Origin of the sequence: Gordonia sp. CNJ-863 (genome assembly GCF_001942325.1) — a bacterium.
Taxonomy (GTDB): domain Bacteria; phylum Actinomycetota; class Actinomycetes; order Mycobacteriales; family Mycobacteriaceae; genus Gordonia; species Gordonia alkanivorans.
Window position 1 is genome coordinate 368,731 of the sequence record NZ_MKKG01000011.1, and the last position, 12,572, is coordinate 381,302.

Consider the following 12,572-nt stretch of genomic DNA (forward strand, 5'->3'; position numbering starts at 1 on the left):
CGCGCTGAAACGAAATAGGTTGGGCGCCAGATTGTTAGGGATGAAAACAATTGTTTACCGACTGTTTGTCGAATGTTTGGCACGCCTTTACGTCGCTTTCCTTCTCGACGACTTCAGGGTGCGTGAGCCGCCAGATCCGGTCTCGTGACATCGGCGTCTCATAGGGGCGGACGTCGACGGCGCGCCGGATGGCATTGGCGAGCGCGGGAGCAACAGGATTGAAGGGTGACTCCGACATCGACTTCGCGCCGAAAGGGCCGAGTTGATCGGCGGTTTCGGCGAAGTAGACCTCGGTGAACGGGATGTCCGCCATCTGGGGGACACGATAGGTGCGGAACACCTTGGTCACCGGTGATCCGTTGTCGAGCATGATCTCCTCGAAGAGGGCCGCGCCGATGCCTTGCGCCACACCGCCTTCCACCTGTCCCCGGCACTGCTCGGGATTCATCACGGTGCCGGCGTCGGACGCGTGGACGGACTGCAGGATCGCGACGGCGCCGGTCTCGGTGTCGACGGCGACCCGGAAGGCCTGCACGTCGAAGGCGATGGAACGCATCTCGCCCCGTTCCTCGCCGGTCGCCACGGCCCGCGGGCCGTCCGGGAACAGCGCGCGGTGACTGTCGTCGACCGCGTCGATCAGGTGGCGAAAACCGACCAGCCGGTCGCCGGCGACGGCTCCGTCCGGGCCCAATTCGACCTGGTCGGGATCAGCGCCGGTAAGGCGGCTCGCGGCCTCGACGAGAATGCTGCGGAGCGCGAGACCCGCGCTGTACACGGCCTTTCCGGCGACGGTGGTGCCCGCGGAGGCGAATGCGCCGGTGTCATGTGGCACGGCGTCGGTGTCCCCGTGCCACAACGTGACCCGCTCCGGCTCGGTAGACAGTGCGCTCGCGACGATCTGCGTGTGGACCGTCGTGGTGCCGTTGCCGAACTCGCAGGTGCCCACGCCGACGTGATAGGTGCCGGCGGAGTCGACGGCCACCGTGACGTCGGCGAAATGGCCGCGCGGGGCCATCGTGGCGATCGCGGAGATCGCCATTCCCTCACCGACCCGCCATCGCGGGGCGGGCGGGAGGACGGCGCCGTTGCCCCGGCGCATCGCGGACTCGGCGAGGTCGAGGCACTGGTCGAGACCATAACTGCCGTACACCAGGTCGATCTCGGGGTCGGGGCGTGCGATGAGGAGCGGATCGCCGTCGCGACGGCATTGCGTCGCCGGAGTTCGAAGGGGTCGATACCGAGACGGACCGCGAGCTCGTCCATCGCGGATTCGACCGCGAAGATCACCTGTCCGAGGCCATAACCTCGGAAGGCGCCCGACGGCGGGTTGTTGGTGTAGACGACCTCGGCGTCGATCCTCTTCACCGGGCAGTTGTACACCGAGACAGACTCGGCGCAGGCATGGAACATCACGCCGATCGCGTGGTTGCCGTACGCGCCGGTATCCGAGAGAACGTCGACCCGGAGGGCGGTGAGCAGACCGTCGTCGTCGGCGCCGAGATCCACGGTCACCCGCATCGGGTGGCGGTAGGTTGTCCGCGTCATCTCGTCGGTGCGGGTCATCTCGTAGACGCAGGGGCGACCGGTACGCAGGGTGGCGACGGCGGCGAGATCCTCGGTCAGCATCTCCTGTTTGCCGCCGAAACCGCCGCCGACGCGGCCGCTGAACACCCGGACCTTCTCAGGCGGCAGCTCGAGAAGCCGGGCGAGTTCGTCGCGCACCAGGAAGGGGACCTGCGTGCTCGTGCGGACGACCAGACGTCCGGTGGCATCGGTCCAGGCGATCGAACCGTGGGTTTCCAACTGTGCGTGGGTGACCCGTCCGGTGCGCCACGTTCCGTGCACGGTCGTCGGCGCCGCGGCGAGCGCCTCGTCGACGTCGCCGCCGAAGCCCTCGTGGAAGGCGGCGACGAGGTTGCGTTCGGTATCCATCACCCGGTCTTCGGCGGTGCGGTCGGGGTGGATGACCGAAGCCCCGGGAGCGCGTGCCTCCTCGGGGTCGAAGACCGCGGGCAGTTCCTCGTAGTCGACGCGGATCAGCGCGGCGGCCTGTTCCGCGATTCCCGGTGTCGCCGCGACGACGGCCGCGACGCGCTGCCCGACGAAACGCACGATGCGATCGAAGACGAGGGTGTCGTCCGGGTCTTCGAGCCGGTTCTGGTGGCGCCCCGTGGAAAACCTTGGTGTCGAGACGTTCTCGTGGGTCAGGATCACCTCCACGCCGGGGAGGGCCGAGGCGTCGGTCGTGTCGATGGAGACGATACGGGCGTGGGGGTGCGGCGACCCGAGCACGTGGATGTGCAGCGCGCCGTCGACCGGGACGTCGAAGGTGTAGGCCTCGGTGCCGGTCACGACGCGCCGCGCCGCGGGCGGGTTCACCGAGTCGCCCACACCGGTGGCTTCACCGGTGCTCCCGCCCGGCCGGGTCCGGCCGGGCGCCACGGCGTTGCCGATCGCGTCCCTGATCGAGCGGTATCCGGTGCAGCGGCAGATGTTCCCCTTCATCCGCCGTGGCAGGTCGGCGAGGTCGTCCGGGGTGAGGGTCGAGGCGGTGACGATCATGCCCGCGGTGCAGAAACCGCACTGGAAGCCGAAACTGTCGACGAAGGACTGCTGTACCGGGTGCAGGTCGTCGGGTGTACCGAGGCCGGCGACCGTGGTCACCGACTTCCCGGCGACGCGCTGCGCCGGAAAGATGCAGGAGTGCACGGGTTGTCCGTCGACGAGGACCGAACACGCGCCGCAATCGCCTGCGTCGCACCCCTTCTTCACCTCGAAGTGCGCGTGCTGGCGGAGCAGCATCCGGAGGCATTGTCCCGCAGCGGGTTCGGCATCGATCGTCTCGCCGTTGACCTCGAACTCCATCGGTCTACCTCGTCCCTGTGAGTTCGAGGCGGATCTCCTCGGCGAGGACCGCCGACACCCCGCGGCGCCAGTCGGCCGACCCGAGCGGGTCGGTGTAGTAGCCGGGCGCGGTACTGATGTCGTGACGCAACAGGTCCGCGGCCGGCGGTCGGGGATAACGCAGCACAGTCGGCCACTCGGTGGCGGCGGTGATCCCGAAGACGGTGCTGCCGTCGGGATCGATGCGTCCGGTCACGACGGCACCGGAGCGGCCCAGGTCGGCGAGGGCGATCTTGCGGAAACCGGTGACGGCGGCGAGTGCGTGGGCGGGGAAGTCGACGGCGCGGAGAACCTCGCCGGGGCCCAGGATGTTGATGCCGTTGCCGATCACCAGGTCGGCGACGGGCAGATCCCGATCGGCGCCGTCGGGAGTCCAGATGTGCGCCGTGGCGTCGAGCGCAACGGCCAGCGACACCATCGATGCGGCCGCGAAGGACCGGCAGATGTTGCCGCCGACCGTGGCCATGTTCCAGATCTTGAACGACGCGAGAAGGGCGTTCGCGCACTGGGCGAAGAGCGGATGAGCGCGGAATCCGGGGCGTGGCTGCAGTGCGACCAGCTCCGCGATGGTGCACGTCGCGCCGACGCGGAGGCCGCCGTCGGGCAGGTCTTCGACCGGTCGCCAACCCATCTCGCTGAGGTCGACGAGGCCGGTGGTGGCCGGTTGCGGCTCGGAGAAGACCCAGGTGCCGCCGGCGACGAGCTGTTCGCCGGGTGCGGGGAACACCTCGTCGCGCGAACGCGCGAATCGGTACCGGGTGACGGCGGTGAGGTCCATCAGCGTGCCTTGTCGAGAAGGCGGCGGTGCTGCGTCGCGACGGCGGTGGTCATCTGGTCGGTGTCGATGGTGAGCAGGTCACCGTCGGCGACCGGGTCGTCGGTGTCGCGGTAGGCGACGGTGGACGGATCCCACAGTACGAGGTCGGCGAGCTTCCCGGGTTCGATCGACCCGATCTCGTCCTCGCGGCCCACCACCCGTGCGCCGCCGCGGGTCGCGAGTTCGACCGACTCCGTGTACTCGAGCGGCGCCGAACCGAAATGCTCGGCACAGTAGGTCTTCTCGTCGATCCCGGCCCAGACCGGGTCGGTGGACACCGCGACGGTGAGGACGACGGCGTACTCGATGAGTGTCGCTGGGGGCACGGCGTCACGCTACGTGGCTCGGACGACCCGCGCATCTCGATGTGCACGGCGTCGCAGAGCCGCGACCGCGATCGGCGAGGTCCGGTGTCACACCTGGGTTTCGGCGAGTCCGCGCTGGGCCGGGATGGCCAGCGCGACCACCGCGGCGATCACGCACGTGGCCAGCGCGATGCCCGCGGCCCACAGGTAGCCGTCGCCCGCCGGAACCGCGATCGTCGAACCGTCGGGGCCTGCGACGTCGATCATCGACCACGTCAGGAGCATGCCGACGACCGCCGATGCGGTCGAGGTGCCGATGATCCGCATCAAGGCGTTCACGCCGTTCGACTCGCCGGTCTGCTCGACGCTCACCGCCTGCATGACGAGAGCCGGCATCGCGGAGTAGGCGATGCCCAGGCCGGCGCCGATGCAGCAGGCGATGACCAGCATGTGAATCCAGGTCAGCGCCCAGGGGCCGGTCAGCCCGACGATGAAGACGACGTAGCCGACGCCGATGATGACGCCGCCCAGCGAGAGGGAGATCCGCGCGCCGAACATGGCGTTGATCCGTCCGCTGATGTGCGAGAACACGAACATCACCAGACCGCTCGGCGCGAGGATCAGGCTCGCATGAACCATGTCGTAACCGAAGCCGTTGGGGCTGTTGGTCGGCGCCATGAGCAACTGGATCGGGATGAGTTGCATCGCGTAGAAGGCGAAGCCGGTGGCGATCGAGGCCAGATTGGTGAGGAGAAGGGGACGCTCGCCGAGGATTCGCAGATCGATCAGTGGACTGGCACGACGGAGTTCGACGACTGCCCAGAGGCCGAGCAGCACGACGAACCCGGCGAAGCAACCGAGGGTGAGCGGGTTGCTCCAGCCCCACACCGCGCCCTTCGACAGCGGCAGCAGGAGGCAGATCAGCACGCAAGTGAGCCCGATCGCGCCGAGGAAGTCGAAGCGCCCGCCCGACGAGGGCGTGGTCGACGGGACGGTGAGAGCGACGCCCACCGCCGCGAGGGCCGAGGCCGCCGCACAGGACCAGAACAGGGCGTGCCAGCTGACATGCTGCGCGATCGCCGCGGCGAACGGCAGACCGAGTGCACCGCCGATGCCGAGGGAGGCGCTCATCGTGCCGACGGCCGAACCGAGGTAGCGCGCCGGGACGATGTCACGCATGACGCTGATCCCGAGCGCCACGATGCCGAACCCGAGGCCCTGAAGCCCGCGCCCGAGGATGAAGACCGGAAGTGACGTGGCGAGCGCGCAGGCGACGGAGCCGAGCGCGACGAACCCGAGGCTGCCGAGGATGGCGAGCCGTTTGCCGTACATGTCGCCGATACGACCGCCGATCGGGGTGGCGACGGCGCCCACCAGCAGGGTGATGGTGATGGCCCAGGTGGTGTTGGACGCGTCGGCCTTCAGCAGGGTCGGCAGCTGGGGGATCAGCGGGACGATGATCGTCTGCATCAGGGCGACGACGATGCCGGCCAGGCAGAGCACCGCGACGGCCGCACGGGGATGCGTGTGCTCGTCGGTCGCGGCCGGGGAGGTGTCGGGGTGCGGCTTCTCTTCGCCCTGCGATCCGTTGGTCGCGGTCCTGCTGGTCACTCGTTCATCCGGCCCGTCGTACTCATGTGTGGTTCACACCTCCGAACGGCCAGCGTATCCCGGCGCACTCCGAAGAGAACGTTTGCGTCCTCCCCGGGGCCGGGTGGAGCGGTCTCAGCGGGCGAGCAGATCCGCGCCGGACACCGGTTCGGGCCAGCGCGGCGTCACGCCGTCGCCGGAGGAGATGCCGCGCACCCGCCGCATCACCCACGGGCCGAGAAAGGTGCGCGCCCACTCGGCGTTCTGTCGACGCTGTTCGCGACGGGTCAGCTCGGCCGCGGCCTCGAGTTCGACGGGCGTGATGTCGTGCTCCATGCCGAGTAGGTCGAGGACCTCGGCGGCCATGCGGGTGTGGCCCAGGGGTGACATGTGCAGGCGGTCGGTGTCCCACATGCGGTAGTCGTCGTAGCCCTTGAGTCGCCAGTAGTCGAAGACGACGACGTCGTGCCGTTCGGCGACCTCGCGGAGCAGTTCGTTGTAGATGGCGATGCGGCCGCGCAGCGTGCGGAACACCGGGGCCCAGCCGGTGTCGTAGGCGGTGAAGACGACGACCGTGGCGCCGGTGGCGACCAGTTTGCCCAGCGCGGCGTCGTAGCGGGCGAGCAGCGCGTCGAGGTCGATCGACGGGCGCATGATGTCGTTGCCCCCGGCGTAGAGGGTGACGAGGTCGGGGTTCATCGCGACCGCCGCGTCGAGCTGCTCGGCGATCACGGCGTCGAGGAGACGGCCGCGGATCGCGAGGTTCGCGTAGCTGAAGTCCTCGGTCCGTGCGGCGAGCTGTTCGGCGACGCGATCGGCCCAGCCGCGCAGACCGTTGGGCCGGGTCGGGTCCGTGTCACCGACGCCCTCGGTGAACGAATCCCCGAGCGCGACGAAGCGTGTGAAGCCCACGGTGCTGACCCTCCTGGTCTGTCCTGACGAATCCGGATCGACGCTAGTTGTGGCGGGCCCGCCGGACCAAAGCCTGCGGCGTGGGTCACTGCCGCGCCGGGTCAGCAGCGCGACCCGGATTGCGGAAATCGGACCGATTAATTCGCAATCCGGATTTCTGCGCGAACGGATTTCGACAGAGCGATCGGTCGGTTTCCGGCCGTATTTCGCGCTGGTGATCTCTCACCTTGCCCACCTGTGGTGAGAGCGTTTCACAACTCCGGCGAAATCTGTTCCGGTTACCTTGTCCGGCAGTCTGTTTCAGCGCGGTTCGGGGAGGTCGTGGGTGGTGCTCGGGGTGGGTTGCGGCGTGAGTACGATCACGTGATGTACTTCATTGGTCCGTCGAGTGAACGGACCAGCGACAATTCGAAAAAAATGCCGCTGCGGGAGAAGAGGGAACACCCGATGTTCGACAAGGTTCTGGTTGCCAACCGAGGCGAGATCGCGATTCGTGCGTTCCGCGCCGCTTACGAGTTGGGGGCGCGCACGGTCGCGGTGTACCCGTATGAGGATCGCAACTCGGTCCATCGTCTGAAGGCTGACGAGTCGTATCAGATCGGTCTGCCGGGCCATCCGGTGCGGGCGTATCTGTCGGTGGAGGAAGTGGTGTCCGCAGCGGTGCGGTGTGGCGCCGATGCGATCTACCCCGGCTACGGTTTTCTGTCGGAGAACCCGGGGTTGGCGGCCGCCTGTGCCGAGGCGGGTATCACCTTCGTCGGGCCCAGTGCCGACATTCTGGAGATGACGGGTAACAAGGCCACCGCGGTGGCTGCGGCCAAGGCTGCGGGGATTCCCGTGCTGGCGAGTTCGGAGCCGTCGTCTGATCTCGACGAGTTGCTCGCCGCCGCCGAGGACATGCACTTCCCGGTCTTCGTGAAGGCCGTTGCCGGTGGTGGCGGACGCGGTATGCGTCGGGTCGACGACCGCGCCGATCTGGCCGAGGCGATCGCCGCGGCATCTCGTGAGGCGGAGTCGGCGTTCGGTGATGCGACGGTGTTCCTCGAGCAGGCCGTGGTCAACCCGCGCCACATCGAGGTGCAGATCCTCGCCGACACCCAGGGCAACGTCATCCACCTGTATGAGCGTGACTGCAGCCTGCAGCGTCGTCACCAGAAGGTGATCGAGCTCGCGCCGGCACCCAATCTGTCGGATGAGTTGCGGGAGAAGATCTGTGCCGACGCGGTGGCCTTCGCGCGCCACATCGGTTACACGTGCGCGGGCACCGTCGAGTTCCTCCTCGACGAGCAGGGACGCCATGTGTTCATCGAGATGAACCCGCGTATCCAGGTCGAGCACACCGTGACCGAGGAGATCACCGATGTCGACCTGGTGAGTTCGCAGTTGCGGATCGCGGCGGGGGAGTCCCTCGATGATCTCGGTCTGTCGCAGGACTCCATCCGTATCCGTGGTGCTGCGCTGCAGTGCCGCATCACCACCGAGGACCCGGCCAACGGCTTCCGCCCGGATGTGGGTCGGATCACCGCCTACCGAAGCCCGGGCGGCGCGGGTGTCCGCCTCGACGGTGGCGCCAACCTCGGTGCCGGGGTGAGCGGTCACTTCGACTCGATGCTGGTCAAATTGACCTGTCGCGGAAGGGATTTCCCAACCGCGGTGCGTCGTGCCCGGCGCGCGGTCGCGGAGTTCCGCATCCGCGGTGTGGCGACCAACATCCCGTTCCTGCAGGCCGTGCTCGATGATCCGGACTTCCGTGCCGGTCGGGTCACCACGTCGTTCATCGACGAGCGTCCGGGTCTGCTGACCCAGCGGTCGTCGGCTGACCGCGGTACCAAGATCCTGTCGTATCTGGCCGATGTGACGGTCAACAAGCCGCACGGGGAGCGGCCGACCACGGTGTATCCGCGGGACAAGCTGCCCACCGTCGAGCGCGCGGTGCTCGCGTCGCCGAAAGACGGTTCGCGGCAGCGTCTGCTGCAGTTGGGGCCGGAGGGATTCGCCCGTGATCTGCGGGAGAACCCGCGTCTGGGCATCACCGACACCACGTTCCGTGACGCGCACCAGTCGCTGCTGGCGACCCGCGTGCGTACCACCGGTCTGGTCAACGTCGCACCGTATGTCGCGGCGCTGACCCCGGAACTGCTGTCGGTGGAGTGCTGGGGTGGCGCGACCTACGATGTGGCGCTGCGCTTTTTGAAGGAAGATCCGTGGGATCGGTTGGCGCAGTTGCGTGAAGCGATGCCGAACATCTGTCTGCAGATGCTGCTGCGCGGCGCCAACACCGTGGGGTACACGCCGTACCCGACCAAGGTCACCACGGCCTTCGTCGAGGAGGCCACCGACGTCGGTATCGACATCTTCCGGATCTTCGACGCGCTCAACAACATCGACGCGATGCGCCCGGCGATCGACGCGGTGCGTGAGACGGGGACCGCGGTGGCCGAGGTGGCGATGAGCTACACAGGTGACCTGTCGTCGCCGTCGGAGGATCTGTACACCCTCGACTACTATCTGCGTCTGGCCGAGCAGATCGTCTCTGCCGGTGCGCATGTGCTGGCCATCAAGGACATGGCCGGTCTGTTGCGTGCGCCGGCGGCGACCAAGCTGGTCTCGGCGCTGCGCAAGAATTTCGACCTGCCGATCCATGTGCACACCCATGACACCCCGGGTGGTCAGCTGGCCACTTACATGGCTGCCTGGCAGGCCGGTGCGGACGCGGTGGACGGTGCGAGTGCCGCGCTGGCCGGTACGACCAGTCAGCCGCCGCTGTCGGCGATCGTCGCGGCGACCGCGAACACCGACCGCGACAGCGGAATCGACCTGGCCCGTGTCTGCGACCTCGAGCCGTACTGGGAGGCGCTGCGAAAGGTGTACGCGCCGTTCGAGTCCGGGCTCCCGGCCCCGACCGGTCGGGTGTACTCGCACGAGATCCCCGGCGGTCAGCTGTCGAACCTGCGTCAGCAGGCCATCTCGCTGGGATTGGGCAACCGCTTCGAGGCCGTCGAGCAGGCCTACGCCGCCGCCGACTCGATGCTGGGTCGTCTGGTCAAGGTGACACCGTCGTCGAAGGTCGTCGGTGACCTGGCGCTGGCGCTGGTGGGTCGCGGGATCACCGCGTCGGACTTCGCCGCCGACCCGGGCTCCTACGATATTCCCGATTCGGTGATCGGGTTCCTGCGTGGCGAACTCGGCGACCCGCCCGGTGGCTGGCCGGAGCCGCTGCGCAGCCTCGCGCTCGAGGGTCGGGCGCCGGCACCGGAGGTCAAGCAGCTGACCGCCGATGACGAGGCGCTCCTGGACAAGCCCGGCCGCGATCGCCAGGTGCGTCTCAATCACCTGCTGTTCCCCGGCCCCGCCAAGGAGTTCGAGGAGCACTACGAGACCTACGGTGACACCTCGCGGTTGTCGGCGAACCAGTTCTTCTACGGTCTGCGCTATGGCGAGGAGCATCGGGTCAACCTCGAGCCCGGGGTTGAGCTGATGATCGGTCTCGAGGCCATCAGCGAGCCCGACGAGAAGGGCATGCGCACCGTGATGTGCGTGCTCAACGGTCAGCTCCGTCCGATCGCGGTCCGCGACCACAGCATCGACTCCGCGGTCGCCAGCGCAGAGAAGGCCGACCGTGCCAACCCGAAGCACGTCGGGGCGCCGTTCGCCGGTGTCGTGTCCCTGTCGGTCGACGTGGGTGACGAGGTCGCCGTCGGCGCGACCATCGGCACCATCGAGGCGATGAAGATGGAGGCCGCCATCACCGCACCCGTCGGCGGCAAGGTCACGCGCGTCGCGATCGGCCCGGTCACCCAGGTGTCGCCGGGTGATCTGCTCATCGAGATCAGCTGACCTGCACCCCATCCGGGTTTCGCTCACCGGCTCCGTTCCCGCTCACCCGATTCGGGTGAGCGGGAACGGAACTCGTGAGCGGCAGCGCTTTCACACTGTGGAGTTGTCAAAGAACGAGGCGGTTTCGCGGCTGATGGTGTGTCAGGCGGCGTCGTCGAGTCGCATGGTGCGTCGGTTGTAGGCAGGTAGTGGCCGCCGTTGCGGGTCGATGTCGGCGGGCGGGATGAGCCAGGGGTGGCGGTCGAAGCCGATCATTATGTCCCACCCGTTGTGGTGGACCTGGGTGTGGCAGCGCTGGCACAGCAGGCAGCCGTTGTCGAGCTCGGTCTCACCGTCATCGCTCCAGTGCACGATGTGATGAACCTGGGTATGTGAGTGCGGCGCACCGCAACTGATGCAACATCTGTCCCGGATGATGATGGCTTTGCGGATGTGTGCCGGGAACAGGCGTCGTTCACGACCCATCTCCAGGGGCACGGTTTCGCCGTCGATGATGATCTCGGTGATCGTGCCGTCGCAGGAGAGTTTCTGCGCGGTGGCCTGGGTAACCGACCCGGTCCAAGGTAGGAAGGCGGGATCACCACCGTCGGCGGGGATGGTCAACAGGGTCTGGGTACGTGGTGCACCGATGCTGTCCAGGGATGCGCCTTGTGCTGCTTGGTCGAGGAGGAACTCGAGGGCGTCGACGCGTCGTTGATCGACGGAGCGGCGGTCGTCGGCGCCGTCGGGTTCGGGGCGTGGTGTAGCACGTTCGTCGATCATGGCGATGAACTTCTCGCCCACGGCCTGTGTCACGTTGGCATGAATCTCGACGCGGCTGTCGTCGGTGGTGTGGTGCGACAACGTGTCCAGAGACTTGTCGTCGGACGCGGGGATGCCGTCATCGTCGTCGGCGATGGCATTGCCGATCGTCCGAGCGTGCTTCTGCATCTCGGCGGGTGTGGCACCGGACAGAGCCTGGGTGAGGGTTCGGTTTCGTAGATCGTTCGATCGTGGTCGGAAAGTGCTGTGGGTGAGCGTTTCTGGATTGTGCTGAGTCCGCGCACGATGGCGTCGACGACTTCACCTGAGAGGCGCCCGTCGGCGGCGTAGGCCTCGACCTTGCCCAGGTTGCCGATGTTCTCGGCGATACGGGCAGCGCGTGTGGCGACGGCGGGCGGGAAACCCATCTCGATCAACAGTCTCCCGGTGGTGGAACCATGTCGCTCCGCCACTGTGAGATCGTCGAGATTGGCTGTGTGCGAGGTGAGTAGATGGTCCGCCGCGTTGCGGATCAGTCGAATCGTCTCGAGTTGGGCGAAAGTCTTTGCCCCGGTCGGGTCGTCGGCGGGTGGGGTGACCTCGATGAGTTGGTGGAGAATCTGGTCCAGCGGTGCCATGACTCCACTTTACGGGAACATACGTTCGATCGCTGTCACTTTTCGTGTGCACCAACGGTGCGAATCATCATGATTTGCAAGATATTTCGTATGGCGAACAGTCGGCGGATTTGTTGACGCGGCACCATTTCCTTCTCGCTCGTGATGTCCCACCAGCGCGAGAGGAAGAGGCGAGCGGTAAGGAAACGGTTACGCAGGAACGGAATTCGTGAGCGTCAGTCGACGATCGTGTCCGCCCGCGCGCGGGTCGTGGCGATGAGTTCCGCATTGGGTTCGTCGACGGCCTCGATCCAGGCGCGCGCCTCGGCGTCGGTTTTACCGGCGGCGATGTGCCGTTTCCGGAGCCGCTCGCGGCGGACCTCCGCGTCGGCGTCGACGTAGACCAGGCGGTCGAGGAGGGGGCGTACGTGGCGCCACCCGGGTTGGTCGAGGCCGAGGTAGTTGCCCTCGACGACCACGAGCCGCGCGGTGGCGGGCACGATGAGCGACGCTGCGATCGGTTCGCCGGTGGTGTGGTCGAAGTCGGGGACGTACACGGTTTCGCCGCCGTGGGCGATGCGTGCGAGTGTGGCAACGAATCCCGCGGCGTCGAAGGTGTCGTGCGCGCCCTTGCGGTCGCGGCGGCCGAGTCGCTCGAGTACCGCGTTCGACAGGTGGAAGCCGTCCATCGGGACGTACCCGACCGCGTCGGCGCACAGCGTGGTGGAGAACTCATGGACGAGGGTCCGGGCCAGCGTTGTCTTTCCTGCTCCCGGCGGGCCGGTGATGCCGACCATCACGCGGTCGGCGGTCTCGAGGAGCGCGGCGACGTCGGGGGCGGTCATCCGT

Annotated in this window: 5 protein-coding genes and 3 pseudogenes; 1 reads left to right on the top strand and 7 read right to left on the bottom strand. The window is 67.5% G+C overall.

Going from position 1 to position 12,572, the window contains the following annotated elements; all coding sequences use genetic code 11:
- Positions 1 to 34: 34 nt before the first annotated feature.
- From BJF87_RS07580 to BJF87_RS07600, 5 genes and pseudogenes are all read right to left on the bottom strand, one after another.
- Positions 35 to 2,865: pseudogene (locus BJF87_RS07580) on the bottom strand (molybdopterin-dependent oxidoreductase).
- Positions 2,866 to 2,869: 4 nt separating this feature from the next.
- Positions 2,870 to 3,682 carry a xanthine dehydrogenase family protein subunit M gene (locus BJF87_RS07585; RefSeq protein WP_035750662.1) on the bottom strand — a complete coding sequence of 271 codons (813 nt, stop codon included), beginning with the start codon at positions 3,680 to 3,682 and terminating at the stop codon, positions 2,870 to 2,872.
- A pseudogene (locus tag BJF87_RS07590) lies at positions 3,682 to 3,939 on the bottom strand (amidohydrolase family protein); the annotation flags it as partial. The gene BJF87_RS07585 and the pseudogene BJF87_RS07590, both read right to left, overlap by 1 nt.
- A gap of 195 nt (positions 3,940 to 4,134) precedes the next feature.
- Positions 4,135 to 5,637: an MFS transporter gene (locus tag BJF87_RS07595; RefSeq protein ID WP_035750668.1), complete on the bottom strand. Its 1,503-nt coding sequence runs from the start codon at positions 5,635 to 5,637 to the stop codon at positions 4,135 to 4,137.
- A gap of 114 nt (positions 5,638 to 5,751) precedes the next feature.
- A complete protein-coding gene (locus BJF87_RS07600; RefSeq protein WP_035750670.1) occupies positions 5,752 to 6,528 on the bottom strand; it encodes an SGNH/GDSL hydrolase family protein in 777 nt (258 codons plus the stop codon).
- Between the two features lie 447 nt (positions 6,529 to 6,975).
- Here BJF87_RS07600 and BJF87_RS07605 point away from each other — a divergent pair, with 447 nt between their 5' ends.
- A complete protein-coding gene (locus tag BJF87_RS07605) occupies positions 6,976 to 10,365 on the top strand; it encodes a pyruvate carboxylase (protein WP_035750673.1) in 3,390 nt (1,129 codons plus the stop codon).
- Positions 10,366 to 10,506: 141 nt separating this feature from the next.
- On the opposite strand, the pseudogene BJF87_RS07610 reads toward BJF87_RS07605, so the two are convergent.
- A pseudogene (locus BJF87_RS07610) lies at positions 10,507 to 11,744 on the bottom strand (DUF222 domain-containing protein).
- A gap of 215 nt (positions 11,745 to 11,959) precedes the next feature.
- Entirely contained in the window at positions 11,960 to 12,568 is a 609-nt protein-coding gene (locus BJF87_RS07615; protein WP_006359237.1) for a nucleoside/nucleotide kinase family protein, read from the bottom strand.
- Positions 12,569 to 12,572: the final 4 nt, after the last annotated feature.

What these genes read in the sequence shown, in the direction of transcription:
- BJF87_RS07585 (WP_035750662.1), bottom strand. Translation starts at nt 3,682, where the DNA reads ATGGACCTCACCGCCGTCACCCGGTACCGATTCGCGCGTTCGCGCGAC.
- BJF87_RS07605 (WP_035750673.1), top strand. Translation starts at nt 6,976, where the DNA reads ATGTTCGACAAGGTTCTGGTTGCCAACCGAGGCGAGATCGCGATTCGT.
- BJF87_RS07615 (WP_006359237.1), bottom strand. Translation starts at nt 12,568, where the DNA reads ATGACCGCCCCCGACGTCGCCGCGCTCCTCGAGACCGCCGACCGCGTG.